General features: G+C 52.9%; 28 protein-coding genes. 14 read left to right on the top strand and 14 right to left on the bottom strand.

What is annotated here, in order from left to right; all coding sequences use genetic code 11:
• Positions 1 to 4 precede the first annotated feature (4 nt).
• The gene (gene nadS, locus ANT_RS10685; RefSeq protein ID WP_013560537.1) at positions 5 to 298 is read right to left on the bottom strand and encodes a NadS family protein; all 294 of its coding nucleotides are present in this window, start codon (positions 296 to 298) and stop codon (positions 5 to 7) included.
• Positions 291 to 611 carry a hypothetical protein gene (locus ANT_RS10680; RefSeq protein ID WP_013560536.1) on the bottom strand — a complete coding sequence of 107 codons (321 nt, stop codon included), beginning with the start codon at positions 609 to 611 and terminating at the stop codon, positions 291 to 293. The genes nadS and ANT_RS10680 overlap by 8 nt, the downstream gene beginning before the upstream one ends.
• A gap of 85 nt (positions 612 to 696) precedes the next feature.
• On the opposite strand from ANT_RS10680, the gene ANT_RS16480 reads away from it, so the two are divergent.
• Positions 697 to 1,101 (top strand): prepilin peptidase, encoded by a 405-nt coding sequence (locus ANT_RS16480; protein WP_162787686.1) that lies wholly within the window; start codon positions 697 to 699, stop codon positions 1,099 to 1,101.
• On the opposite strand, the gene ANT_RS10670 is transcribed toward ANT_RS16480, so the two are convergent.
• The 4 genes from ANT_RS10670 to ANT_RS10655 form a co-directional block, all read right to left on the bottom strand.
• Positions 1,070 to 1,369, bottom strand: coding sequence for a DUF2442 domain-containing protein (locus tag ANT_RS10670; RefSeq protein WP_013560534.1), 300 nt, complete (start codon positions 1,367 to 1,369; stop codon positions 1,070 to 1,072). The two genes, ANT_RS16480 and ANT_RS10670, sit on opposite strands and share 32 nt — an antisense overlap.
• Positions 1,350 to 1,586 (bottom strand): DUF4160 domain-containing protein, encoded by a 237-nt coding sequence (locus ANT_RS10665; protein ID WP_013560533.1) that lies wholly within the window; start codon positions 1,584 to 1,586, stop codon positions 1,350 to 1,352. The genes ANT_RS10670 and ANT_RS10665 overlap by 20 nt, the downstream gene beginning before the upstream one ends.
• Before the next feature lie 168 nt (positions 1,587 to 1,754).
• Positions 1,755 to 2,264, bottom strand: a complete 510-nt coding sequence (locus tag ANT_RS10660) for a DUF4411 family protein (protein WP_013560532.1) — start codon at positions 2,262 to 2,264, stop codon at positions 1,755 to 1,757.
• Entirely contained in the window at positions 2,261 to 3,409 is a 1,149-nt protein-coding gene (locus ANT_RS10655) for an XRE family transcriptional regulator (RefSeq protein ID WP_172634617.1), read from the bottom strand. Before ANT_RS10655 ends, ANT_RS10660 begins: the two co-directional genes overlap by 4 nt.
• Before the next feature lie 219 nt (positions 3,410 to 3,628).
• On the opposite strand from ANT_RS10655, the gene ANT_RS17390 reads away from it, so the two are divergent.
• The 6 genes from ANT_RS17390 to ANT_RS10635 all read left to right on the top strand — a co-directional run bounded on the left by ANT_RS17390 (position 3,629) and on the right by ANT_RS10635 (position 6,603).
• A complete protein-coding gene (locus ANT_RS17390; RefSeq protein ID WP_013560530.1) occupies positions 3,629 to 3,793 on the top strand; it encodes a hypothetical protein in 165 nt (54 codons plus the stop codon).
• A 17-nt stretch (positions 3,794 to 3,810) separates the two neighbouring features.
• Positions 3,811 to 4,224 (top strand): hypothetical protein, encoded by a 414-nt coding sequence (locus ANT_RS16475; protein WP_013560529.1) that lies wholly within the window; start codon positions 3,811 to 3,813, stop codon positions 4,222 to 4,224.
• Position 4,225: 1 nt separating this feature from the next.
• Entirely contained in the window at positions 4,226 to 4,678 is a 453-nt protein-coding gene (locus tag ANT_RS10645) for a hypothetical protein (RefSeq protein WP_013560528.1), read from the top strand.
• 75 nt (positions 4,679 to 4,753) lie between these two features.
• Complete coding sequence (locus tag ANT_RS17385) at positions 4,754 to 4,894, top strand: hypothetical protein (RefSeq protein ID WP_013560527.1); 141 nt, start codon at positions 4,754 to 4,756, stop codon at positions 4,892 to 4,894.
• A gap of 73 nt (positions 4,895 to 4,967) precedes the next feature.
• Positions 4,968 to 5,402: a hypothetical protein gene (locus tag ANT_RS10640; RefSeq protein WP_041454944.1), complete on the top strand. Its 435-nt coding sequence runs from the start codon at positions 4,968 to 4,970 to the stop codon at positions 5,400 to 5,402.
• Positions 5,389 to 6,603 carry a hypothetical protein gene (locus ANT_RS10635; RefSeq protein ID WP_013560525.1) on the top strand — a complete coding sequence of 405 codons (1,215 nt, stop codon included), beginning with the start codon at positions 5,389 to 5,391 and terminating at the stop codon, positions 6,601 to 6,603. Before ANT_RS10640 ends, ANT_RS10635 begins: the two co-directional genes overlap by 14 nt.
• Before the next feature lie 2 nt (positions 6,604 to 6,605).
• On the opposite strand, the gene ANT_RS17380 is transcribed toward ANT_RS10635, so the two are convergent.
• Positions 6,606 to 6,806, bottom strand: coding sequence for a hypothetical protein (locus ANT_RS17380; RefSeq protein ID WP_155818113.1), 201 nt, complete (start codon positions 6,804 to 6,806; stop codon positions 6,606 to 6,608).
• Positions 6,807 to 6,819: 13 nt separating this feature from the next.
• Positions 6,820 to 7,866 (bottom strand): hypothetical protein, encoded by a 1,047-nt coding sequence (locus ANT_RS10625; RefSeq protein ID WP_013560524.1) that lies wholly within the window; start codon positions 7,864 to 7,866, stop codon positions 6,820 to 6,822.
• Between the two features lie 398 nt (positions 7,867 to 8,264).
• On the opposite strand from ANT_RS10625, the gene ANT_RS17375 reads away from it, so the two are divergent.
• The 5 genes from ANT_RS17375 to ANT_RS16470 all read left to right on the top strand — a co-directional run bounded on the left by ANT_RS17375 (position 8,265) and on the right by ANT_RS16470 (position 10,790).
• Positions 8,265 to 8,441, top strand: a complete 177-nt coding sequence (locus tag ANT_RS17375; RefSeq protein WP_155818111.1) for a hypothetical protein — start codon at positions 8,265 to 8,267, stop codon at positions 8,439 to 8,441.
• 242 nt (positions 8,442 to 8,683) lie between these two features.
• On the top strand, positions 8,684 to 9,061 hold the full coding sequence (locus ANT_RS10615) for a hypothetical protein (RefSeq protein ID WP_013560522.1): 378 nt from the start codon (positions 8,684 to 8,686) through the stop codon (positions 9,059 to 9,061).
• Positions 9,062 to 9,142: 81 nt separating this feature from the next.
• Positions 9,143 to 9,448: an SWIM zinc finger family protein gene (locus ANT_RS10610; RefSeq protein ID WP_013560521.1), complete on the top strand. Its 306-nt coding sequence runs from the start codon at positions 9,143 to 9,145 to the stop codon at positions 9,446 to 9,448.
• 10 nt (positions 9,449 to 9,458) lie between these two features.
• Complete coding sequence (locus ANT_RS10605) at positions 9,459 to 9,737, top strand: hypothetical protein (RefSeq protein WP_013560520.1); 279 nt, start codon at positions 9,459 to 9,461, stop codon at positions 9,735 to 9,737.
• Positions 9,738 to 10,016: 279 nt separating this feature from the next.
• Positions 10,017 to 10,790, top strand: coding sequence for a Rad52/Rad22 family DNA repair protein (locus ANT_RS16470; RefSeq protein ID WP_013560519.1), 774 nt, complete (start codon positions 10,017 to 10,019; stop codon positions 10,788 to 10,790).
• Positions 10,791 to 11,044: 254 nt separating this feature from the next.
• Here ANT_RS16470 and ANT_RS10595 read toward each other — a convergent pair whose 3' ends face one another.
• Genes ANT_RS10595 through ANT_RS10575 form a run of 5 tightly spaced genes read right to left on the bottom strand, consistent with a single transcriptional unit; the run spans position 11,045 to position 20,810 of the window.
• Positions 11,045 to 11,767 (bottom strand): DUF5131 family protein, encoded by a 723-nt coding sequence (locus ANT_RS10595; protein WP_013560518.1) that lies wholly within the window; start codon positions 11,765 to 11,767, stop codon positions 11,045 to 11,047.
• A gap of 47 nt (positions 11,768 to 11,814) precedes the next feature.
• A complete protein-coding gene (locus ANT_RS10590; RefSeq protein WP_013560517.1) occupies positions 11,815 to 12,945 on the bottom strand; it encodes a three-Cys-motif partner protein TcmP in 1,131 nt (376 codons plus the stop codon).
• 24 nt (positions 12,946 to 12,969) lie between these two features.
• Positions 12,970 to 16,395, bottom strand: coding sequence for a helicase-related protein (locus tag ANT_RS10585; protein ID WP_013560516.1), 3,426 nt, complete (start codon positions 16,393 to 16,395; stop codon positions 12,970 to 12,972).
• Positions 16,396 to 16,409: 14 nt separating this feature from the next.
• The gene (locus ANT_RS10580) at positions 16,410 to 17,345 is read right to left on the bottom strand and encodes a DUF4268 domain-containing protein (protein ID WP_013560515.1); all 936 of its coding nucleotides are present in this window, start codon (positions 17,343 to 17,345) and stop codon (positions 16,410 to 16,412) included.
• Positions 17,346 to 17,369: 24 nt separating this feature from the next.
• Complete coding sequence (locus ANT_RS10575) at positions 17,370 to 20,810, bottom strand: Eco57I restriction-modification methylase domain-containing protein (protein WP_172634616.1); 3,441 nt, start codon at positions 20,808 to 20,810, stop codon at positions 17,370 to 17,372.
• Between the two features lie 130 nt (positions 20,811 to 20,940).
• Between ANT_RS10575 and ANT_RS17370 the strand changes: the two genes are divergently transcribed.
• Both ANT_RS17370 and ANT_RS16465 read left to right on the top strand, forming a co-directional pair.
• On the top strand, positions 20,941 to 21,222 hold the full coding sequence (locus ANT_RS17370; RefSeq protein WP_155818109.1) for a hypothetical protein: 282 nt from the start codon (positions 20,941 to 20,943) through the stop codon (positions 21,220 to 21,222).
• Between the two features lie 47 nt (positions 21,223 to 21,269).
• Positions 21,270 to 22,241: a tyrosine-type recombinase/integrase gene (locus ANT_RS16465; RefSeq protein WP_049784889.1), complete on the top strand. Its 972-nt coding sequence runs from the start codon at positions 21,270 to 21,272 to the stop codon at positions 22,239 to 22,241.
• A 179-nt stretch (positions 22,242 to 22,420) separates the two neighbouring features.
• Here the strand turns inward: ANT_RS16465 and ANT_RS10565 are convergent, their stop codons facing one another.
• A complete protein-coding gene (locus ANT_RS10565) occupies positions 22,421 to 23,710 on the bottom strand; it encodes an MFS transporter (protein ID WP_013560511.1) in 1,290 nt (429 codons plus the stop codon).
• Positions 23,711 to 23,727 lie beyond the last annotated feature (17 nt).

Genomic DNA, 23,727 nt, shown 5'->3' with positions numbered 1-23,727 from the left:
GGCTTCAGGCAGTTTTCAGGATGTCCAGAATGGTTTCGGGATGTTTGGCGGCAATGAGAAGCAGTGTTCTGGCTGCTCCACGGGGTTTACGGCGGTTTTGTTCCCAGTTTTGCAGGGTGTCAATGCTCACGCCCATCAATGCGGCAAATTGGCGCTGTGAAAGCCCCAGGCGCTCACGGATCGCCTTGACGTCCTGGAAGTTAATGTCAAAAACGCGAGAAGGAGGGCGTCGTCCGCGAAGAATGTCAGCCCCTTCCTGCACGCTGGAGAGTAATTCAGTGAAAGTTTCGTTATTCATGGTATTCCTCCTCGACAATTCGGCGCAGGATTCGAATCTGTTCTGGGGTTAGATCGGAACGTTCATTTTTTCGGAAAGCGAACAAAAGCAGTATGGTATCGTCACGAACCACCCAGTAATAAATCAGCCGAATGCCGCCACGTTTACCTGTGGTACCAGTATGCCATCGTACTTTACGAAGTCCACCGCTTCCCGGAATAATGTCTCCTGCATCTGGTCTGGTGCTCAGAAAGATTTGCAGGGCTCGATATTCATCATCGCTCATTAATTCCAGAATTCGACGGGTGAAGACGGAAGTCTCGATGAAGTGCATAAGGCGGAGGCGGCGGCTGTTTCAGTCTGGTTTTGCTGCAAAGTGATTGTACGTCATTGGCGTACAACCGTCAAGGAGCATGCAGGTGACAATCGAAGGAAGAGATGTTTTCATATTCCTCTGGCTGCTGGTTTGCGCCGTCTTTGACCTGCGGCGGCGGGAAGTACCCGACTGGCTGACCCTGCCCGCGGTGGCGGCAGGGCTGGTATGGCGGGTGCTCCATCCGGACGGGTGGCTTGCGTGGGCGCTGGCTGGGGTGACGGTGGCGCTGACCCTGCTGGGCGTCCTGCCGGGCGGGGACATGAAGGGGCTGGCGGCGCTGGCGCTGGTTGACCCGCGCCTGTACCTGGCGGCGTGGCTGGGGACGGTTGGAGTGTACCTGCTGTGGTGGCTGGTGCGCCGCGAACGCAGCATGCCGGGCTATGTGGGCTTTCTGGTGGGGGTGGTGGGGTGGATGATTATTTCTGGCGTTTTGCCAGCCATTTCTTGAGGGATTCTGGGTTTTCAAGGGAACGGCGTCCCTTAAGAATTCCGCTTACACTCAAATCCTCGTCCAGTTCTGGCCAATGGATGTACTCCCCTTCGCCGATAATCTCGAAATGAGCGCGCTCGCTCTCGCTACCATACCACAGTCTGGGGTACCAGGCGAGCGGGACGCTGATAACACGTCCGTCGGTCAGTTCCACGACGAGCATATCTTCAGTAATCCGAACGGACTGGGCACGTGCCTGCTGGATTTCATTGACCAAAGTGCTCATACCAACGCTCCAAGAGATACGTCTGGTTTTCCTGAACCAGTTTACCAATCTGGTTAAGTTCCTGTGCTTTGAACCCACCGGATTTTTCCAGTTGGACCGGATCCAGCCAGAATTTAGCGACAAACTTTTCCCGTTGCACATGGATATGAGGCGGTTCACCGTAATCCAGAGAAACGAAAAAGAAGCGATAAGGGCCAATAACCAGAACGGTAGGCATGGGCTCAGATGAACTTTCCAGTTGAGATTATAACGCAAAACATTCCGTACAACTACAGTTGTACTGCGTAAAACGCCCGAAAACGCGGTAAAACTGCCCGTTTTTGCCCCCGTAAGGGGCAAAAAACACGCAGTACAACTGCGCAATACTTTCTGACCGGCTAAAATTTCACCTAAACTGGAACTTCAAATCTCTGAGCATTTCCACGGTGCTGATCCACTGCACCTCAACAAGCTGGCAAACGTTGGGAATATGAATTTTCTTTCCGCCCACCTTACCATTAGATTTTTGGTCCTCGTTCTTCCACTTCTCTTCAGTCACAACGATCAGGCCGTGCGCTCTGGCATATGCGATCACCATGGGATCTGAACAGTCGAGAAAATCCTCTGCGATGTGATCTTCATAGCGGCGCCTTACCAAATCGGCGATGTTTCCGAATTCAATCCAGGCATCTTCGTCAAGGGGGAGAAAGAAATCCTTCCCATGTTCTTTTACCCACCTCACCAGGGCGTTTTGCTCTTTGTGCTCCACAATCTCATCATAAATGGGCAAAATACTGCACAGGATTTGCTTTTGCCTCCATTCCAGTAAGGCATCCCAGAATGCAGGAGCGATGTCAAAAGCATACCACCCTTTGCTGGGCTCAATGAATACATTGGCATCCAGGCAATACTTCATAGTCGACCTGTTTTCATCCTGTTCAGGGCTTTCTCAAGGGTAGCGAGGTTGGTATTGAGCAGGCGAGCCGCGTCACGATAAAGGACCTTTCCCTGTCTCAACGCCTGAAGAACTTCGGTGACAACGGTCTGGCTGTTGCGGGCCTGCCAGGTAGCATAGAAACTTCCACCGCCTGTTTTCTTTCTAAGTGGAATTACCTGCCGGTATATTTCTTCGTATGCAGCACGAAAAAGAGGGGCATCCAGTCTGTTCAATTCACAGGCCCGGAGCAAAACAGCGGGTGCGCTGACTTTGAACTCTCTGGCAAGCTGTTGAGCCGCATTCAGGATTTCAGGGAGCGTTGTTGTTCCAGATGGCCAGTGTTCTAGAAAAGGGTTCTGAGGGAGCAGAAGTTCTGCGGCAACGCGATTACAAAACCGTTCGGTTTCGGAAGTATCCAGTGGGTTATCGGCGGTCAAAGGGTTGGAGATGCCCCCTGCCCCAATCCAAAGATGGGCCAGTTCATGGGCAAGAGTAAAGATCTGCCCTGCAATACTATCCTGAGCGTTGATGAAAATGACCGGCGCATAATTGTCAGGTAAATTAAAACCGCGAAACTCTTCCACACTCAACGGACGGCGGTTATCGGAAAGGACAACGCCGTTGCGAATTACCGCTATACCGGCTTTTTCGGCATGTTTCACCAGCTTTTGTAAATGCTCGTTCCAGGAATATAACCCTTTAGCGGTTGGGGAAGGCAGATCCAGGACGGAACGAATCTGTTCTGCAACCGTTTGAGGGCTATCTTCCGGAGAAAATTTTCCGATAAAAGGCAAAGGCGAAAAGCCTTCCTCAACCCGCCATTCATGCAGCCAGGCTTGTTTACGCTTTGCATCATTCAGCACGGATTCCAGTTCGGGGCTGAAACGTCCAATCTGGGATTCGGGTAATCTGCGGAAGTCAGGGACGGCAGAAGGCGCAAAGGGGGGTTGGGAGAGGAAAAGATATCCAAAAGGAATGTGAAGAGCATGCGCCAGTTTCTCAGCCTGACGGTAGGTAGGCGCTGTCTCACCCTGTTCCCACGACTGGAGCACTTCTGGTTTTACCCCTGTTTTTCGAGCAAGGGTATTGAAATCCAGCAGCGAGCGTTCTCGGGCCCATTTCAACAGGGATGGGGTGATTTTTAAACGAGGAGAAGATGAAATTCTGCCTGACGGATTCATATCTTTATTATACGAGGGATGTAAAAAACACGCAGTACAACTGCGCAACTTGCGCGAACGGTTCGTTTTCGGTATGATACAGGCAGACGTGCACCAAAAGCCCCTGCCCCGGGGTGGTGCTCGTTTTGCTTTAAATCCATTTCATTTCAAGGAGGTTGTTGTATGTTTGCTAAACTGTACGTTCGTCTTCAATCTGCGCGGGCTGAGCTGGACGAAAAAGCCCTGCTCATCGCCCTGTTCGTCATCGCGGCAATTGTGGGTCTGTCCCCGCTGGGTCAGGCGATTGCTGCCAAGTTCCAGCAGCTAGCAACCACGCTGGGCAGTTAGGCGCAAGGAGGGCAGGGATGAGACGGTGGATACAACGGTTGGGATCGCGCCGCGCGGAACTGGACGAAGCCGCCTTCGCCCTGCCCGTCCTGCTGCTGGTCTCGCTGGGACTGGTGAACCTGGCATTGCTGGGCTTTGCGGCGATCAACGCCGCGAACGCCGCCGAGTACGGAGCGCGCATGGGAAGCATGGCGCAGACTGCGCCGGTCAGCGCCGCCTACGCTGCGGCGCAGAACAAACTCTCAGCGGTGCGGGTGGGCAACTACACCGTATCCGTGACGGGCGGCGGACAGCCCGGCAGCCCGATCACCGTATCGGTGACCTACCGGGTGCCGAACTACTTCGGCGGGCTGGGCAGGCTGTTCGGGGTATCCACCCCGGCAGAGTTTCAGGGACGGGCGAACGCTATATTCCGGCAGGAGGGCTGGTGAGATGATTCCCAAAACCCGGCGAGAACGGGAGCGCGGCTCCAGCCTGGCATGGACGGCGGCGTTTCTGGGACTGGTGCTCATTCCGCTGCTGATGCTGGTTGGAGACGGCGCACGACTGCTGTACGTGCGCGGACGGCTGGCGCAGGCGACGGATGCCGCCTGTGAGGATGTGTCCTGGAGCATTTCCGACCGGACAACGTGGCAGCGGATCAGGGACGACCGCTACCTTCAGAACTGGTATCTGGTAGGACGGGCGCAGAACACGTTCTACCAGATGCTGGAGGAGAAGAGCGCGGTGAAGTATTCCCCCAGCCTTTCCCTGCGGCTGGACTGGGAGAACGGACAGGCGGAGTGCCGGGCACAGGCCCGTGTGCCTCTCATGGTTACATTCGGACAGGAGGTGACCATTCGGACGGCTGTAAACGCCCGAATGCGCTTTGCCGGATTGCAGTGACGTCGGAAGGAACCCCCGGGGCAGTCCGACGTCACCGGGGCGTGGACGCTCATCATCCCATACTGGAGGTGAGCGATGACCAGAAGTCTGGCAGGCGCCATGTGGGCGATGCTGATTCGAGTGGCTCTTACGGCAATGGTGGGACGGTTGTTGACCGAGGCGCTGGCGGGATACTACGCGGGGCTGACCCGCACCCTGCTGCGCCTGATGCAGTGACCGGCAAGGGAGGGCAGGCGCTCACTGGGGGCGCACCCCTCGACCACAGCCGTTTTCTCAAGAGGAGGTGCAGGTGGAGATTGATTTGAGCGGTGTGAAGAAAGAGAGCGGATGGTACGCGGTGATGACACTTCTGGCGCTGCTGGGGCTGATGGCGCTGGGACGGGTGTTTACCCCGGAAGGCGGGCGGCTGCTCACCTGGCAGGAGTGGCAGGTGCGCAAGCTCCAGCAGGCGTATCGGGCGGAGCGCCTGCAGCTGCTGGAGGATACCAACCGGCTGGCAGAACTGCTGGCGGGGGAGCGTCCCGACCCGGCACGGGTGCAGGTTGAGGTGGGCGCTGTGCGGCGGCGGTTGTCCACGCAGAAGGTGGAGAGCCTGGCTGCGGCACGGGCAGAGGTGGATGCGGCGGCGCAGGCGGTGCTGGAATGGGCGAGCGGAATCGGGGAGTACAACGCCGCAGTGGCGGCGGTACAGGCGGCGCTGGAGGCGCTGGATGGCGGCGGATGATCTGCGGTTGAAGATGCTGGATGACCTGCTGACGGCGGAGCGCGGCTTCCGCGACATGGCGGAGCGCAAGGTGCGCGCGCTGGTGGGGGTGCTGACCGAACTGGCGTACCGGCTGGACGGGGAGCGTCTGGAGCGGATGCGGCAACTGGACCCGGGCGCGCCGGGGACGTGGAAGCCGGAGGACTGGCGCAGTTTCTTTCTGGCAGTCTCGCTGACACCGCAGGCAGGCTGGGGCAAGTCCAACGGTAACGGGAACGGCAACGGTCATGCGGCGGAAATCGCCGCCTTACAGGCGAAGATTGCCGCGCTGGAGCGGGAACTGGCGCTGGCAAAGGCGTCACCCTACCAGCGCAGGGTGGATGTGGACAATCCGCTGCTGCCCGCTGCACCCCCTCCGGTCCCGGTTGCGTCGGAGGGGCGGCTGGCGGGGTTTGTGATGCCGAAAATCCCCAGAGCGTATGAATACCGCTGGCAGGTGCGCGGGCAGATGAGCAGGGCGGATGAGGAACTGCACCTGAAGCGGCGGGGGATGGTGCTGAAGTGCCTGGCGGAGGGCTTGAACGTGCAGGTCGAGATTGGGCGGTACGTGGGAGATGCCACCGGTGCGCAGTACCGCAGCGGCGCCATCCGGCGGGTGTTCGAGGCGCTGGAAGAGAGCGGGCTGATTGTGCGGCAGACGCTTTCGATGAGCGTCACCGGGAATATGCCCACCCGGCTGGCGGTGGCGCGGCTGAGCGAGGAAGGCAGGCAGTTCTGCCGTGCATTGGGCTGGCAGGTGGTGGAGGGCGAGTGGGAGCGCCTGCTGAAGGACCACGAAGGCGAGAAGCAGGAAGGGCATACCCTGGCAGTATTGCTGTTTGCCACCGCTGCAAGACTGCGGGGATGGACGGTGGAGATTCTGCCCGAGGTGCAGGGCAACGCGCGCCCGGATCTGTGCATCTCAAAGGACGGGCAGAGAGGGTACGTCGAAGTGGAAACCGGCACGCGCCTGCATGAGGGGAATGCCAAGTGGCGCATGAATGCAGAACTCAACGGCGGACGGGTGATGCTTGTAGCGCGCAACGTGGAGGAGCGCGGGGTGCTGGCGGCGGACTGCCGTCACGTAGCGGCGCACGGCTGTGCCACGGACGTGGAGACGCTGATTGCGGGCAAGTTTGCGGAGGTGAACGAGGAAGATCCGCTGTGGGCGGAGGAATGGTGAAGTCAGGATGCAGAGAGGATCCCGCCCCCACTGCCACAGCCGGGCGCACAGCCGCCGGGACAGACATCGATAGGAAGAGTATTATCGCACCCGTTACCACCACAGCCTGTCGGCGGGGGCTGGGTATCGGCCCGAACCCTGTCGGGGGTTCCCAGGGGAACGATCCCGGCCAGCAGAACAATCGCTACAAATAAACGGCGCATAGAACCTCCTTACTCATGGCGTTGGCGTTATTCTTAAAACAACCGTGCGGAAAAAGCGGGTGTTGGAAGCGTTGATGGTCTGCCGGTTCTCTTTGTTGATCTCCGCTGGCACGTCCAGCACTTCCCAGGGGGCAGGCTTGGGGGCCAAGCTGAACTCCTGCTCCACCCATGCCAGGTCCATCACCGGAAGCGCCGGCTCGCGCAAGCGGTACATCTGCCAGTTCATGTCATACCGCTCCCGCGTCGGGTAGCTCTGGATGGTCTCTTCGTTATAACCCAAATACATCCACACCCCGTCGCCCAGGTAGCCGTAGTAGCGTTCGATCTTGAACCCCGCGGCCTTGGGGTCCACGTTGGGAAAATTCGACATCAGGCTGGAGTAGAAGGCTTTCAGACGCTCCTCTTCGGGCGCCTCAAGCGAAATAATCCCCATTGGGTCATACGGGATGAACTCGGCCACGGTGCAGCCGTAGGGGAGATCGCGGTACTCGCCCGGGGGCTGAATGTACACACTGACATTCATGTAGCACCCGGCGAAGATGTACTGCGAGTGGCTCTCGTGCGTGGCCGGGTCAAAGTTCCACCAGCGGGTATAGAAAGGCGACTCCTGGGTGATTGGGCTGTACCAGACGTCGCTCTGGGTCTCGGTGTTCACCAGCGCACCGGCGACATATGGATACGGGTAGCCGTAGTCGTGGCCGAGGGCCCGGTAGAGTTCAGAAAAGAGCCAGCCGCCGGAGACGCGCAGCAGTGTAAAAGCGACGGCCTTTTTGAGACCGGCGTAGGCGCACTCGGGCAGGCGGTAGAGGTGGGATTTGGGTGAGCCGGTGTTGGCGGGTTCGATGGGGGTGAGGGACCAGTAGGAGGTGTCGTAGGCGCAGGGGTCAACGGTAGGGGAAGGTTCGGGGGTAGCGGTGGGGATGAGGGTGGCGGTGGGGATGAGGGTGGCGGTGGGGGTTGGGCGTGGGGTGTTGGTGGGTGCGGGGGGTGTGGCCGGGGTGCAGGCGGCAAGGACGAGGAGCAGCAGGGAGAAGGCGATGAAGCGACGCGCTAAGGTCATAGGAACCCTCCTGAGAGATGTTAGAAGAATGTTTGATGTGGAATAGGGTAATTATAATCGGGAATAACTTGCGCGACCACGGGCGGGAGGGTATAATTAAAAACAAAGAAAACCAAGGGACGGACACCCTCCTCCCCGAAGCGATGGCTACCCGCCAGAGCCTTTCCCGCGAGAGCGGTGAGGTTCTGGCGTTTTGTTTTTGGCTCGGCAGAGTGCCGGGGTTCGACAGGCTCACCCCACATGCGGTGCAAGTCCGCACGGGTCAATTCCGCACGGTGGACACAAGCCCTGTGAGGACGTGGAACATTAACAAGGGAAAATGGGCGCTTACCGCTTTGGAATCCCCGCCTGCTGTGAGGGGGACGGCGGCCGGGGGTTCCAGAGAAAGGAGGTGCACCATGAATCCCAACCTGATTATTGCGCTGACGTTCCTGATGCTGGTGCTCATCCCGTTGCTGTTCACGCTGTTCCTGATTGTCGTGCAGGCGGTAATTGTTCTGGCACTTAGCCAGAGCAATGAAGAGCGAAAAGCAGCGCTGGTGAGCGTGCTGGTTGGGGCGCTGAAGCGCAGGTAAGACGTTCCACGAGATGGGCTATCCGCTCATCTCCATTCTCACTCCGCAGAGTGCTGATGGCTGAGCCTGTCGAAGCCGTGTGGGTGCAAGTCCCGCAGGAGTGACCTGACCTCAAAAGAGGGGAAGCACCTTAACAAGGTTATATCGCTCGCCTACTCTCTCCCTCTTTCGGGCAACCGCACTTGCCCGCCGACTCATCCTACCTGGGTCGGCGGTGCGGAGCCGACCCGAAGGAGGAAGCCATGGAAAAGGAAGTCTTCAAAATTACGCGCAGTGTGTACAGGGTTGCGGATTCGGGGAATGAGGAAATCGTCTTCGATTTCGAAAGTCAGCCGATTTCGTGTACTTGCGGGAAGGCAGACTGTGAGCATATCCAGACCGTCCGCAAGTACATCTTCTGGTCGGACGAAGTCGCTAACCTCACTGTGACAGAAGAAGACGTATTCCGCGCTCTGGAAGGGCGTAATCAGCCCAAGGACTGGCGACGGCTCATTGAGTATCTGTCAGACCACCTGGCAGATGCGCTCAACGAGCATGTGTATGATGAAATTCGCTACCTGGCTGATGCCTACGAAGACCAGGACGTGGAAGAAGCGGAAAAAGAAGACGTCTCGTTCTAGTCCGAATTTGGGTTGCCGCTCCAACCCATTGACTCATACCACATGGGTCAGTGGTGCGGCACTGACCCAAAGGAGGACAAGATGACCGAAGACACTCAAAAAAGACTGCAAAAAGCCTTTTCAGGCTTGTCCGCTCGACAGATGCGGGTGCTGGATATCGTCGATGGGCGAATCTGGGCGGTACATTCCACCATGTCTTCAAGACAAGGTGCGATCTATCTGGTCACTTACGGGATAGATCAATGGACGTGGGATCGTCACTTACATCATCTTCCGGATCCCAAAGAGTGTCCAGAGTGGCAGTGCAGTTGTCCAGACTTTGAGAAGCGCCATCAGCCATGCAAGCATATCCTGGCGGTAAAAATCATGCACGCTATTCCTGTATAAAGGGGGGCGCATGAACACCAATGACTTAATCCTGTGGATGCCCACCGAGAGACCCGCATTCATCATCACCGACTGGGACGGCAATGTGTTGGAAGTGGGCGGTACGCTGTCAGCGGATGAGGTCATTTGTGACCTCTGCAATGCGCTAATTACCATCCGCCCTGTGCCGGTAGTCTGGGAGAACTATGCGGTATGCCTGGAATGCCTCGACCGTGTGATGCCCCAATGGCGCCATGTTGTGGGCGAAGCGGTTGTGGAGGGATGGCACGAACAAATGGCGAGCGAGTAACACATCGGCAGGGCTACCCGCCCTGCCACACTGAGAATTCCACCCCGCAGGAGTGCCTTTGGGCGGTGCAAGTCCGCCGGGGTGATGTCCCGCAAGGGATTGTACGTTAACAACCGAATCAGGCTAGCCGGGACATGGCAACCTCAGATCGCACGGTTCCTCTCTGTCCGTGACTGCCGTCATGGACGGAAGGGAGCCGTGCGGTCTCCCCCTGACGTCGCAGGGCAAAACACTCATTTTGCCCCCGGCGGCGGACGGGGGTGTAAAAGGAGGTGTACCATGTCTCAGCAATTTGATTTCTCTCAAATCCTGGATGCCCTCCAGGAGCCGTTCCCCTCACACGAGGTGGAGTTCAAGCCGGGTGCGACTAACCGCGAGAAGACCAAAGCCCTGGCTCTGGCCTATGTGGACAGCCGCCCGTACATCCAGCGGCTTAACCTGGTGTGTCCTGACTGGCAGGATGAGTATCAGGTGATGATGCAGCCGGATCGGGTGGTGGTGCTGTGCCGCTTGACCATTGCCGGGGTGACCCGCACGGGAGATGGCGAATGCCTGCTCGCGGGCGAGGAAGGCGATCGGGCAGAACCCAATGCGGTTACGACCGCTTCGGCGCAGGCGTTCAAGCGGGCGTGCGTGAAGTTTGGGCTAGGAGCATACCTGTATGATCTGCCGCAAGTCTGGTGCGACTATGACGCCCAGAAGCGCAAGATCATAAACCCGCCGCAACTGCCCGAATGGGCGCTGCCGCCTGCGGAACGTCTGGAGAAAGCCACATCCCGCGCGGTCGAGCGCGAGGCGCGGCTGGAGGGGCGAGGCGAGATGAGTGCAGAGCCTGAACCTGCTGGTGAGCCTGCTAACCTGTCCAATCCTGGTGAGTTCGTCATGCCCGGAGGTAAATACCAGGGCAAGACGCTGGCGGAGATTGCCAAAACCAAGGATGGGCAGGACTACCTGCACTGGTTTGCCAACCTGGATGGGAAGGGCTACCAGGGCAAGGGAGCGGGCGAAGCGCAGCGCATGGCGCGTGCGTTCCTGGCGATCCAGGCTGGCTAGCCTGAAGATGACCTTGCGGGAACAGAGCCGGACTACCCAGTCCGGCTCTTGCCTTTTTCTGCGCAGGGTCTTGGGACAGTACAACTGCGGCGTGGGCGTACCTTGCCAGGCATCCGGCATAGCACAGGGTTCCACAAGCCGGGCTTACCAGAGCCCGGCTTGTGCTTTTCATAGTGTAAATATAGTAGGGATGATTCCTGTGGGGTGAACCAGGTAAGCTGTAAGGTGGTCGTACGCCACAAAAGTTATAGAGGCTACTTAGAAGAAAATAAAATGGGCATTTGATTCCAAATCTGGCCATCTAATAACCGCCCAGTTCTCTTTTTGTTTGTTCCGCCCCACTGTTTGAAAAAGAAAGGGACATTTTTTGCTAAGCATTGGTCGCGAATATCACGAACCCATTCGATTTTTATTGGACGTGCGTGCGGACCAGATTCACCACCAACAATAACCCAATCAATCTTTTCTAGTTCAAGATTGGGGATGGGACCGAGTAAGGGTTCTAAAGAAAGAAATTTTGTTTTTGCTCTTGATTTCTGTAAGTGGGCAATTCGATAAGTATAATTTTCGTTCTCGACACTTACTCCCATCCATACGTTCTCAGGCCATTCTAGAATTGGATCAAGTTGCAGTAGTCGTTCTGCACGCTTTGTTAGAATCTGGAAAGTATGCCAATGAGCGCGTGACATGACATCAAAGATTCTCTGGATAAACTCAATAGGTACATTTTCATGAAATAAATCGCTCATGGAATTAACAAAAATGATTTGAGGTTTGTGCCATGATAAGGGTTCCTCAAGAACTTCAGGATGTAGTGTAAGTCTAAATCCGTTCTGGTATTTCTCCTGCCCCATGGCTTTTAATCGTATTGCCAGGCGTTCAGCATAGCAATATTTACAGCCTGGGCTAATCTTATTGCAGCCTGTGAGAGGATTCCAAGTGGATTCGGTCCATTCAATCAAAGACTTAGCAGACATATTTTCCCTAAGAATCTTATTACATATAAAATCATAGCACTAATATTCTATTTTAGGCGATAGACTTTTGTAATCTCTTTGCTTGGTGCACCATCGAGTTCAATGCAACCTTCCTCTTGTAACTCACTTAGAGCTTTTGTAAGGTGTTTTCTACGAAAAGTTCCAAATAAATCAGGATTTTGATTCAGTAGTTCATAGTGAATAGTTAGTATATCCGACTGGGATTGAAGGAGTTCTAATATTTTTTGCTTCAAACCATTTACCTTGTAATGAAATATTTCCTCCAAAGAGGGTGTAAGCTCTAATAGAGAAGGCTGATTTGTTTTTTGAAAGCGAATATGCTCTTGGTATTCAGCTTGCTTAACCGGTAAGTCATCTTCCACGGTATTCACAATATCATTTGCAAGGACCGCTGCTTTTCGGTTCTTACATGCAAACATCAAATGGTACTTTTTTTGTCCGTCCAAAGAAATGATCGGGTATGATCCAACAAATCCATTTTGTCCCATACAGCTTTTTAGACGAGATTGATATAACTTCACAACCTTTTGTATTCTTTCTAGTGATGACGGGGCATCAGTTAATTGACGCAATAAATTAAGATCAGAGATTCCAAAAGTTTCAATTAAAAGGTCTAGTTTACCCCGTGCATCTTTGGAATCGGAGTCGATGTATCCAAGCAATCGAAGAATGGTTCGGTGATCAAGTCTAAGCCAGCAGTCTGTTATGAACTTACGTGATATGAATTTTTGAACCGTTTTCCATCCCATCCCTTTGACACCAAAGGCATCTAGAAAAACTAATACAGCTCTGTCGCCCGCATCACTCAGAATCTTGTCAGCATATTCCGAAAGTTCCCCTTTGTAGATTTCAACACAAGAGTAATACTGAGTAGTGTACTGTTGCAAGTCATTGAAATTGTCATCATCTTTCTCGACGAAAACACATTGTAAGATGTTTGAATATTTCCCGGAAGCAAGTTCAGCTGCTCTCACGGGAGACCCTTTTATATCGTTGCCGTATATTCCTCTTCCTGCAAAGCCATCAATGTAAACCAAGCTTGAAGAAGCTCTGTTACCTAAAATTTTTGTAAACCCATCTAGATACTTTTCTACAATCGCCATTTTTCGGCATGACCACTCTTTTGCTTCCTCAAAAAATGAGTTTTCTGTTTTCATAATCCCCTGCCTGTTAAAATTTCTCTATTCAACATTCTCTATTGTTTCATCGCCAGCAATATTTTCCACCGCAATCACGATTTCACTGCGGAACTCTCTCGCGCGACGCTCGATGAGTTCCAGATAATCCTCGCCGAGTGTGCGGCGTAGCATTTCCAGTTCGGAACGGAAGCGCTGCAGGTCTTTTTGGGAAACTTTTCCGTTCATTTCCACACTGGCAAGACGGCGCAGGGTGTATTTGGGCAGGGTCTGGAACTCTTTCAAGTCTCGCAGCAGGGTTTGGATAAATGGCAGATATTCCTGTAAATCAGCCGCATGATTTGCCAAAGCACTTCTAAGATTATTTTCGGCTTTGACGCTCAAGGATTGTTCGCTTTGGGGCATGGGAATGTGCTCACGATGTTCCTTGACGGCTTCATACGCAGACCAGAAATTGGCGCTGAGCGCTTCCCGTGGGGTATCGGGCTGACACCGAATGTGTGGAATGGCTTCCTCTAATGAGAGAGCCTGTACTTCTGATTTATCATCCTTTGTATTGGGTACAGCATGTATGAAAAGTTGCAGTCCCTTGCGCCGGAATACCAGCAATTCATTACTTTTGTCGCGTTTGGCGGTCTTCACTCGCGGCGGGAAGTCCGGTAGCCCTTTCACAATCTCCGGGAATTGTTCTTGAATGTCGAAGAATTCCCGGCGAATGGCGGTGAGCAAACTTTCTTCTTCTGCTTCTTCCGGATTGGTGTTGAGGCGTTTGAAAAGTTCAGCAGGGGATGGAGTTTCATCCGGCGCAAAGATTTTAGCGTCTTCCCCAAGGGTATTATGGATCAGGAACATCTTTTGGGCGGCAATCTCACGGCTTTTGACCACCTCAGCGCCCTGCTCTGTGGGGAAGAAATTGTAAATATGGAGCGTATCAAAAACTTTTGCGCCAATGCGGTTGATACGCCCAAGGCGCTGAATGACGCGGGTTGGATTCCAGGGGATATCGTAGTTGATACAGGCTCCGGCGCGGTTGAGGTTAACGCCTTCGGATAATTTATCCGTTGCCAAAATGATATCGTAATCATCCCTTTGCTTGCCTTTGGAATAACTGGCGTCAAAATTGGCTAGCAAGTCGTCGAAGAAACTCTTACTCAACGTACCTTGCGCGACCAGCACGCGCCCTGGAAATGCGGCTTGGATTTGAGGGGCAATGTGAGCAATGGTATCCTGGTACTCGCTGAAGATCACTACCTTGCGGCGCGGTTCCCCTGGCTTCGGTTTTGCTTCCAGGATTTCCTTAACTGCCTCAACCAGGCACCGGCTCTTGGGGTCCTGATGTACCAGATTTAGCGCTTCAATCCGTTGCCTGATGTTCTTAAGCAGTGTCAGGTCAGCCCGAATATCCTCGATGAACTTCTCGGATTCGTCGAACTTGGCAATTTCATAAATGCGGTCATGGCGCGGGTTCAGGTCGGGCTTCTCTGCCAACCTGTTGGCGAATGCCACCAGCGCTTCTTCGATGGTTTCTTCATCTTCTTCCCAAATCTTTTCAATCAGAGTGCGATCCAGGATGTATTTTCCGGTATTCTCGATAAAAGTCAGCACAATTTCGTGAATACGAATGAAATTTTCAATACTTTGGGCAAAAGCCCCGAACGAACTCTCGAAGCGTTTGACCAGCAAGCGCCGCATGAAATCGTACAGGTTGCGCTGTTGCTGGTAAGTAAATTCCTCTTCCAGTTTTTCACCCTGAGACTGCTTTTCATAGGCGAAAGGCTGGTAAATCGCACCACAGAACTGTCCTTCTTCCCCAAAGAAATCGTGGATGACCTGATCGTAGAAATGGGATTGCTCAGGGGTCAGTTCGTAGAAGAGTTGGACAGGATCGGCAACTTCTGAAAGTTCAGTGACTTCCTGTGAATAAACAGGGTCTTTCTTGAGGTCGAGGCGGTTGCGGCGAATGATTACCGGCTCGATGACCGCACGGATTTCATCGGCGAGACGCTGTACTTCCCGTTGTACCCGGCTGACCTGAATGGGCGGAAGGTCCTCAAAAATATCCGTGTAGTAGTTTTCAGCACGCTTTTGTTTTTCGCCACCCGCATTATAGTACCGCAGGATATAGGAAAGTTTGCGAAACTCGCTGTTATAACGGGCGAACCGTGCGGCAAGCCTCTCATCCAGTGTCAAAGTGGACTTACCCGGCGGAATGAACAGTTTAAGCAAGGCGAAGATATCCAAGGGGGTGTTGTTAAAAGGTGTGGCAGTGAGCAGAATCACACCCCGATTTGCGCATATCTGGCTGAGGCGTTCGTAGGCTTCGGTGTCTTCGTTGCGGAAACGATGGGCTTCATCCACAATGATGGTGGTTACATCATCGCCGTAGGTGGATAAATATTCCTGCACCTTGTCCAGCGATCCCAGCGAGTACACATCCCAGTCGTGCAACCCAAAATCGCTCAGGTATTTGTACCAGCCGCTGTCGCGGGTTTTTGGGTCGCCCATTAAAGCCGGGGGGCAGATCACCAATCCGCGCCCGTTGCGCTCCCGTGCCAGCCAACTGGCAATGATGGATTTTCCCAATCCCACCACGTCAGCCAGGATGACACCCCCATATTGATTGAGAACTGTCAGGGCTTGTTGAACGGCTTCTTCCTGATAACGGTACACCTTATATCCCCGTGCCTGCATGATCCGCTTGATATGAGGGCTGAGAGACTTGAGTTCCATCAAATCCAGATACGTTTTCAGCACCAGCGCATAGGCTTCGAAGGGGGTAATCTCAGCGACTTGCGTTTGGCGGCGGATCACGCGGACGATTTTCTCTTTGTGTTCTGGCTTTTCACTGAGGGGGATTGCTTGTTCCCAGAGATCGTTGAAATATTCTTCGGCGTCTTCCCAACCGTAATCCCCGATTTCCACATTGAATTCCTGCTGATCTGAAAGCCCGGCGCGGGTCAGGTTGCTCGAACCGGTAATAAAACGTCCGGGGGCGTTGATCAGCGAGCGCCCATCTTCATCCAAACAGAAGAGATAAAGTTTGGCATGATTGGGGTCGAGAGCCTTACGAATCTGCAGGGAGCCGCTTTCCAGTAGTTCCAGGAAGAAAGAGACCTGTTCGTAGAACTCTTGGGTGTCGAAATCTTCATCTCGCAAGGCGGAGCGCAGAGAAGCAAAATATCGTCCTACCAGTTCATCCTGACTGCATTGGGACGCTTCCGGGTCAGCAATTTCAATGACCCGTCCCATGTGCAGGTCGGTATCCAGCCCGACCAGAATTTTGATGGAAAAAGGGGTATTGGCCGAACGTGCGTTCGTCCAGCGAGTCTGTAATGCCTTGTAGAGTTCCCGCCAGCCGGAGAAGTAGAAGTACCCCACCAGGAATTTCAGTTCCTGGCTGTGTCGAATGAGGGTTTGGATGCGCTCTTTCAGATTTTGCTGTTTGGCGTTGGTGATGAAGTTGTGAGCCATACACTTTCCTCGATTCAGTGAAGGCGGGAAAGATGCGGTTTGAGGGCATTTTCCAGGCGCACCATCGCATCAATCATGGCGTCTTGAAGCGCATCCCAGTTTTCCTGGTTGGGAAGTCCGCCATGCCCCCGAATCAGGTAAGCAATGCGCGCCGCACGCTTCTCATCCAGACGCTGCCATTCCAGAGGCGCGCCAAAACTGGCTTCGATTTGCTCTTTGTGCTGGAGCAGAGCATCGAAATAGTGTTTGTTCTTTTCACTGTCCGCTGTATCAATATACAGTTCTACCCGGGCATGGTCCTTCAAAACGACATACGCCCAGGTTAATCCGCTTTTTCCGGCACCCGTGCTGATCCAGTGATCTTTGCCGGGAGAGATGTTGGCAAATAAGGTGGATTTTTGCCTGGCTTTCTTCAGCAAACCATCCCAAAATTCCATTCGCAGGATGTGACGGCGTGCCAGTTCTTTGCGCTGTTCGCCGATTTGGCGGCTCTCCGCGCTTGGACCGGCAATGACCGTGAAGAGCGGCGCAGGCGGGGAGTTGTCAATGCGTACTGCTTCGACCTGAAGCAGGTAAAAAGAGGTATCGTCGGGCAGAGTTTCGTTGAGCCAGTGCACCGCTTTTTCGTGTTCGGGGCGCGGCTGGCTGGTGATCCAGATTGCCGTTTTGGCATCGTGGTTGCTCATATAGGTGATGAGTTTGCCCAGGTGGTCGTGATCGGTGCGCTCCAGTTGATTTTCGATGACCACCAGGTTGCCATCTGCATCTTCTGTCAGGATGTCCACGGCAAAATCTCCGGCGGCGGCTTCAGCTTCCACCAGCGAAAGGCGCAAACCGGTGGGATCGGAAAGCAGGTCAAGGTTTTCTGCCAGCCAGCGGGTGAAGTTCAGGGCTTCGTGATGCCAGACGTCGCGCAGGGGGACACGGGTGAGACGGGCAATGGGGTTCATGATCGGGTTCTCCAGTTGATGGGTTTACACACTTTTGGCTTTGCTGATACGCTCCCATACCAGTTGACAGACGGCGCGGTACACTTCCTTGCGTTCCTCTTCATTTAGTCCTAAAGATTCAAAAAAGATGCTGTCAAGTGCAACACGGTCAGGTAATGGACTGGGATCTTGCATACTTATTGGAACACTCGTAGCAGGATTGATGCCACATTCTTGGAATATGTTGAAAACAGGACGATTGAACAGAAATTTTTGAGCATCATCCACCAATAACACCTTTGATGAAGCATATTCATAGACTGTTAGGTCTAGTAATCCCTCACCTAACCCGGTCCGGGATTCTACTTCTAGCAACAGTTGATAAATTGTGGAATTCATAAAGCTTAGAACATTTGGACTGGAATACAGCAAATACAAACGTTTGTCCGGTAAAACATTTGCTATATTCCAAAAAAACCTGTATGAATCATTATGACTTGCAGGCAGAATACCTATTGATGGTTCCCAATATCCTAAATTCCACCATCGTTTTCTACCTTCTAATGTTGAAATATTATGGTAACCTCTTACTTTTTTCCCTTCGTCTCTACCTTGTTTTATCTCTACTTCGCTTTCTTCGCCCCATTTGATATATTCTAAAGCTTTTGTCCCTAATAACTCCGACTTACTTTTGTTGCATAAGAAAACCAGATAATGTAAATCATCCCGATTAATAATCACACCTTTACACTCCCGAGGACTCTTTATTACAGGCTTCAAAAATTCTTCTTCTATTTCCCCTTCCCAACCAGCATCATTCCGTACACGTAACAACCCCGGACGGGAACCCGGTCCTAAGGGGGTCAGATAGAAAAACTCGTTTGCTCCTGTCTTGATGCCAAAACGTACGTCAGCAATCTCTCCCAAACGCACAAGTTTCCCCTTGCCTTTCTCCAGAATGGTGAAATATATTTCTGGAGCACGTAGATACTTACCTCCCCACTTATCGCCTTCATATTGCTTGGCGTCTTGCGCTTCCGTTTGCCCGCCCTCTGAGCCTTCGCGCAGAAGTTCCGCCGCGCTGAGCGGCACCACGCGGTAGTCTTCGGTGCGGGTAATATCAAGGGCGCGCTCAATTGCGATGAAGTTGTCAGAGAGCGCCGCTTCTTCAAAGGGGCGTTTGAACGCCACGAAGCGCACTGCATGCTCAGAGGGTACCCCGCGCTCCGGCGCCCCGGCTACGCTGATGATGGTGTTCACATCGGCGCGCTCAAACGAACGTTTGGCATGGTTGTCAATCACCAGGTAGAGCGGGGCTCTGCGCAGGAAGAATTCCTGCAGCCAGCCTCCATAGCCTACATCCAGCCAGGAATTGGAACAGATGAAGACGTGCACCCCCTGCGGATTGAGCAACCGCAGAGAGCGAATATAAAAGTAGGTGTACAGGTCGGAGCGCCCGTCGGGTTTGCGGTTCTTCTTGAATTCGTTTAACTGCACTTTCGATTTGGCAAAGTACTCCGGAAAATCCAGGCGCACCATTTCTTCCAGCGCCGCTTTGTAGTCTTTGGGATTCAGCCGCCCATTCGGATCGCTGATGCTTTCCTGGCGCACATAGGGCGGGTTGCCGATGATGATATCAAAACCGCCCTGGTCAAAGAAAATCTCGGCAAATTCAATGGCCCAGATGAACGGGCGTTCGTCTTTTAAGTTGCGTTTTTGGGCTTCCAGTTCAGCGATCTCGGCTTCCAGGGCTTCCCGCTGTGCTTTGGTGGCTTGTGCCAGATCCAACTCTTGTTGTGTGGGTTTGATCTCGAATAAAGCATTCTGTTGAGGTTTAGGAGCCAGGAGTTTGCGGATTTCTGCCTTTCGGGACTCAATTTCCGCGTCCAGGATGGCGCGAAAGACGCTCAGTTCTTCCTGCTCAATGGGACGGTAATCGTTGCTCTGGTTATAGAAGAAGTCACGCTTCTTTTTCTTCAACTCGGTAATCTGACGTTTGATGGCGGGCGGTAAACTGGCATGCCCGTGGACCGGGAAGGTTTTACTCCCAATGCGCTGTACCAGCGAGTCACCGGTGCGCACCTTAAAGGTCAGGTTAGGCAATAAGGGAGTTTGGGAATCCTTGAATTTATCCGGCATATCCACAAACAGCGTCAGCCAGAGACGCAGGTGGTTAATCCAGACTGCCCAGCGTTTGACCTCCACGCCGTACAGCGAATTGGCAATGATGGCTTTCTTGCGCTCGAAAGCAGATGGTGCTTGGGCTTTCAGATCAGCGGGAGTGTTGTTACGGCTGTACAGGTTTTCGAGTACCTGGTCGAGCACCTGTAACATGCCAACCTCAAACGCTCCAGAACCGGCGGCTGGATCACAAACGGTGACTGATTCCAATTGTTTGATCAGGGTGCGGATTTCTGCAGGGGAGAAATCGCCCTGCCGCTGGTACTCATCGAATTCCTGCCCGGTTCCGGCTTCGCAGAAGAAGAGGTGATAAAGATTTTCTTTTTGGATAGAGGTGGTTTGTTCCAGCCATTTGACCAGCGCCAGGCGGCACATCAGGTCCACTTCAACCCGCGGCGTATAGACCGCGCCCTGTTCTTTGTTGGTAATGCGCTCGAAGATGATGCCCAGGAACTCAGGATTGAGTTCGAGTTCTTCGTCGTAAAGTTCGTTTTCTTCAACGGTAAAGTTGTACTCAAAGAGAAAATCAAAGAACACCCCAATCACCTCATCCGGAAGCCACAAACCCTGATCATCTACTCCCCGTTTGCGCTTGAACAGTTCACCGTTCAGATAGGGCGCCATTTGCAGAATATCCTGCGTCTTCTGAGAAAACGGTGCATGTCCATAAGAGACCTTTTGTCCTGGAGAAGAGTTCAGCGCCTCGAAAAAGAGCGGCTCCAGCCATTCTTTGTAGAAAGTATTGCTTGCACCGGTACTTTGATATTCCGACCAGAAATCCTGCAGAAAACGCGGATTGTCCCCCAACCAGCCTTTCTTTTGTACAAATCCTATGAAGATGGTGCGAATGGTGAAAAGAAGGGCGAAGTCCTTTGCGAGGTCTTTGTCCTCTGTTCCCTGCACTTTTTCCGCAATTTCATTGAATTTGCTCTCAAATTCTTTATAAAACTCGTCAGATACCGCTTCGAGGGAGAAGGTTTGCAGAATGCTTTCGAGTTTGTCGAAGCTTGCCCTGCTCATCTGTTGAACAAAGGTCTTGTTGGGCAGAGCTGGGTCAACGAAGAAGGTGTATCGGCGGAAAGTGCTGAACTGGCGGCGCGTGCCGTGATAGGAAACAGTTACCAGAGAGAGACGGAAGCGCCCTGCACGATCATAAAAGGCAAAGATGGCAGCATTATGGTTGCTATCCTTGAGAATGCGTTTAACCAGTTCATACTGCTTACGTTTGCTGGAGCGGGCAGTAAGTTCGTCTGAGACGTGAACAGCCCCCACCAAAACGGTTTGCGAGTGGGGTAATTCGATCACACCCATTTTCACGGCTTGATCGAAAGCATCATCCCGATTGAGGTAATTGGTAAGGTTCTCGGAAATTGGCCGAAAACTTGGGGCTTTTTGTCGCAAAAATGTTGTCAATTGCTGAGGAGAAAAGGATTCGATGAGTTTTTGGACGTTGTTTGTGGCCATATCAAACTTTTTCCCGAGAATGCGCGAAGTTTGTTTAATTTTCAGAACAATTCAGAAGCCCGGGGAGAATTCACCACAAAATGGAGTGAATGAATCCGCCCACGCATTTCGGTCAACCTGCACCCCGTTCGGGGTGCTTGCGCGGGCGGCAAAAGTTTGCTATGCTCATTTTGCCGCAACGCGCCGCAACCGCGTTGCCTTTCCAGCCTCGCCGAAGCCACCGGCGGGGCTGGATTTTTTTACCTGGAAATAAGTATAGCAAATTACTGGCGAATGTGATGACATTTTGAAGGGTGGAAAATGGCAAAATCCAATCTCTACCAAACCAAAACAACAACAAACATCATACCAGTCATGGAGGTTGGAAATATGCCTTTGCTGTCTTATTGCATTGACGAGTTTTTGGAGTTTAAGCGAGCTCAGCGTCTGAGCCGTTGGACTTTACTGGATTATGAAACCGTCCTGCGGCGATTTAATAGGGAAATTGGTGATTTTGACATAGATCATATTGAACGAAAGACAATTGCCCATTATTTGGCATCACTCGATTTGTCAAAAAAAAGAGTCAAAAACATTTACACAGCTCTTTCTTCTCTCTGGACATGGGCGGTTGAAATGGGATATTGCACAGTTCATATTATTCGCCAGATCAAGCCCCCCAAACCTGAAAAGCGCCCTATTCTCCCTTTCACCCGTGATCAAATTATGAATATGCTTGCATCTACCGATGCCTCAAAGGAATACACTCGTCCGGGAAAACGTGCTTGTCGTAATCGCTTGAAGACCGGTGTGCGAGATAGGGCAATCATTTTATTGCTGTTAGATACCGGGATCAGAGCATCTGAATTATGTGGAATAAAGGTAAAAGACATTAAACCACACGGAATTTATATTCACGGAAAAGGCTCAAAGGATCGCTTGGTGCCGATTTCAGAAACAACCCGCTCTGCGCTGTGCGACTATATAGGAGAACAAAAAGACATTGAGAAATATGTATTCAAAACAGAGCAAGGGAATGTTCTTAGCCGAGACGCACTCAGATTGATTATTCGGCGAATTGGCGACCGGGCTGGTGTAAACGATGCTCATCCTCACCGATTCCGACATACTTTCGCAATAAATTTCTTGAGAAACGGTGGAGACGTTTTTACACTGCAAGCAATTTTAGGGCATGAAACCTTGGATATGGTTCGTAGATACCTGGCAATTGCTCAAACAGATATAAATGGTGTACATCAGCGTGCCTCACCTGTAAAAGTCTGGGGGCTTTAATCCTCATAACCCGGAGGTCAGTGGTTCGAATCCACTCCCCGCGACTTTCTTTTTAATCAGTTTTTCCACCCCATTGAAACTTCAGGTTTTTAAAAAATGTCTTAATGCGTCTATTTAAAATAATCGTCTGGTTTGCCGAGATAACAAACCAGACGGTTGGTTGAGGATTTGAGTCGATTTTATTTTCCTGAGTCAATTTGGGCTAAGGGCTGTACTTTCCCTTTGGAGGGTGCCCTTTCAGGTCTGATCGCCAGCAGGTAAACTCCCAGCAAACTGACATACACTGCCAGCAGGTACACCGGAATCACTTCCAGGGAAATATGGCGCGCCAGCACGCCCATGGTGGAGGGAATTACCGCCGTGCCAAAGCCTGTTGCCGCCATCTGCAAGCCAATGGTGTTGGCGGCATATTTGTCGCCCACGCGGATGCGGGTGCCGGACATCATGGCAGGGAAAATAGGCGCAATCGAAATGCCAATCAACCCAACGGCGATGACATTGGCAATTTCAGCCGGATTCCAGATCAACAGTCCTGCCCCGAGTAATGCTCCGGTTAAACCACCCAGTACCAGTTTGTTAATGCCCACGCGGTGAGCAACCAGTCCCGCAAGGATGCGCCCAATGGTAAAGGTGAACCAGTAACTTCCGGCGAAGAACCCCGCCAGAGTTTTATCCACCCCGCGCGATTCGGTCAGCAGGGTATAGGTCCATGTTCCCAGCGAACTTTCTGCCCCCACGTACAGGAAAAACAACAAGACGCTCAGCCATACGCAGGGCTTGCGCAGGGTTTCTGACAGGGGAGTTTGATAGTCAGTGAGTTTCTTTTCAGGCTGAGCATTTTCGTGGGCTGGAAACCGAACATGCCCCTGATTCCACATGGGCAGGGTGAGGGTAAACCCGATTGCCAGGGCTATCTGAAAGCCTCCCACTACCCAGTAGCCGAATCGCCAGGTCTCAAGGGAACTCAGCCCCAGAGTCATGATGATGGGTCCAATGGTGATGCCCACGCCCCAACTGGCGTGCAGCCATTGCATTAAGCCCTCGCCAAAGTGCGCGGCGACATAGGTGTTCAACCCGGCGTCAATGGCGCCGGCTCCCAGCCCGGCAACGATGCCTAAAAGTACCATCATCCACCATTGCGGGACGAGTGTGTAGCCGATCAGGGCTAAACCGGTGAGAAAGCAACTGAGCGCCAGGACTTTACCCACTCCCAGTCGGGAGAGCATGACACCGCTCATGAAACTGGATGCCATGTACCCGGCGACGGAAGCGGTTAAAAGCATCCCGATTGCATCCAGGGGAATGGAAAAACTGTTGCGAATGGAGGGCCAGCCGACGCCCAGCAAGCCATCCGGTAAACCTAATGCCACAAAGGCGACGAAGGCTAAAAGCACAACCCCCAATCTTGGGTAACTTTTGATCTTTTTGAGAAGGTTCACAGTCTTGCCTTTCTGGAAAGTGATCTTCATGGAGCGCTTTTTATAGG

Source organism: Anaerolinea thermophila UNI-1 (assembly GCF_000199675.1).
GTDB classification, from domain to species: Bacteria; Chloroflexota; Anaerolineae; order Anaerolineales; family Anaerolineaceae; genus Anaerolinea; species Anaerolinea thermophila.
The sequence above is the reverse complement of the archived record's forward strand: the minus strand, read 5'-3'. Positions and strand labels throughout refer to the sequence as shown.

What these genes read in the sequence shown, in the direction of transcription:
- ANT_RS10605 (WP_013560520.1), top strand. Translation starts at nt 9,459, where the DNA reads ATGAACACCAATGACTTAATCCTGTGGATGCCCACCGAGAGACCCGCA.
- ANT_RS10670 (WP_013560534.1), bottom strand. Translation starts at nt 1,369, where the DNA reads ATGAGCACTTTGGTCAATGAAATCCAGCAGGCACGTGCCCAGTCCGTT.
- ANT_RS17390 (WP_013560530.1), top strand. Translation starts at nt 3,629, where the DNA reads ATGTTTGCTAAACTGTACGTTCGTCTTCAATCTGCGCGGGCTGAGCTG.
- nadS (WP_013560537.1), bottom strand. Translation starts at nt 298, where the DNA reads ATGAATAACGAAACTTTCACTGAATTACTCTCCAGCGTGCAGGAAGGG.
- ANT_RS10615 (WP_013560522.1), top strand. Translation starts at nt 8,684, where the DNA reads ATGGAAAAGGAAGTCTTCAAAATTACGCGCAGTGTGTACAGGGTTGCG.
- ANT_RS10610 (WP_013560521.1), top strand. Translation starts at nt 9,143, where the DNA reads ATGACCGAAGACACTCAAAAAAGACTGCAAAAAGCCTTTTCAGGCTTG.
- ANT_RS17370 (WP_155818109.1), top strand. Translation starts at nt 20,941, where the DNA reads ATGAGTTTTTGGACGTTGTTTGTGGCCATATCAAACTTTTTCCCGAGA.
- ANT_RS10635 (WP_013560525.1), top strand. Translation starts at nt 5,389, where the DNA reads ATGGCGGCGGATGATCTGCGGTTGAAGATGCTGGATGACCTGCTGACG.
- ANT_RS10595 (WP_013560518.1), bottom strand. Translation starts at nt 11,767, where the DNA reads ATGTCTGCTAAGTCTTTGATTGAATGGACCGAATCCACTTGGAATCCT.
- ANT_RS17375 (WP_155818111.1), top strand. Translation starts at nt 8,265, where the DNA reads ATGAATCCCAACCTGATTATTGCGCTGACGTTCCTGATGCTGGTGCTC.
- ANT_RS16465 (WP_049784889.1), top strand. Translation starts at nt 21,270, where the DNA reads ATGGCAAAATCCAATCTCTACCAAACCAAAACAACAACAAACATCATA.
- ANT_RS10645 (WP_013560528.1), top strand. Translation starts at nt 4,226, where the DNA reads ATGATTCCCAAAACCCGGCGAGAACGGGAGCGCGGCTCCAGCCTGGCA.
- ANT_RS16470 (WP_013560519.1), top strand. Translation starts at nt 10,017, where the DNA reads ATGTCTCAGCAATTTGATTTCTCTCAAATCCTGGATGCCCTCCAGGAG.
- ANT_RS10680 (WP_013560536.1), bottom strand. Translation starts at nt 611, where the DNA reads ATGCACTTCATCGAGACTTCCGTCTTCACCCGTCGAATTCTGGAATTA.
- ANT_RS10665 (WP_013560533.1), bottom strand. Translation starts at nt 1,586, where the DNA reads ATGCCTACCGTTCTGGTTATTGGCCCTTATCGCTTCTTTTTCGTTTCT.
- ANT_RS10585 (WP_013560516.1), bottom strand. Translation starts at nt 16,395, where the DNA reads ATGGCTCACAACTTCATCACCAACGCCAAACAGCAAAATCTGAAAGAG.
- ANT_RS16475 (WP_013560529.1), top strand. Translation starts at nt 3,811, where the DNA reads ATGAGACGGTGGATACAACGGTTGGGATCGCGCCGCGCGGAACTGGAC.
- ANT_RS10590 (WP_013560517.1), bottom strand. Translation starts at nt 12,945, where the DNA reads ATGAAAACAGAAAACTCATTTTTTGAGGAAGCAAAAGAGTGGTCATGC.
- ANT_RS10580 (WP_013560515.1), bottom strand. Translation starts at nt 17,345, where the DNA reads ATGAACCCCATTGCCCGTCTCACCCGTGTCCCCCTGCGCGACGTCTGG.
- ANT_RS10625 (WP_013560524.1), bottom strand. Translation starts at nt 7,866, where the DNA reads ATGACCTTAGCGCGTCGCTTCATCGCCTTCTCCCTGCTGCTCCTCGTC.
- ANT_RS10660 (WP_013560532.1), bottom strand. Translation starts at nt 2,264, where the DNA reads ATGAAGTATTGCCTGGATGCCAATGTATTCATTGAGCCCAGCAAAGGG.
- ANT_RS17385 (WP_013560527.1), top strand. Translation starts at nt 4,754, where the DNA reads ATGACCAGAAGTCTGGCAGGCGCCATGTGGGCGATGCTGATTCGAGTG.
- ANT_RS10565 (WP_013560511.1), bottom strand. Translation starts at nt 23,710, where the DNA reads ATGAAGATCACTTTCCAGAAAGGCAAGACTGTGAACCTTCTCAAAAAG.
- ANT_RS17380 (WP_155818113.1), bottom strand. Translation starts at nt 6,806, where the DNA reads ATGCGCCGTTTATTTGTAGCGATTGTTCTGCTGGCCGGGATCGTTCCC.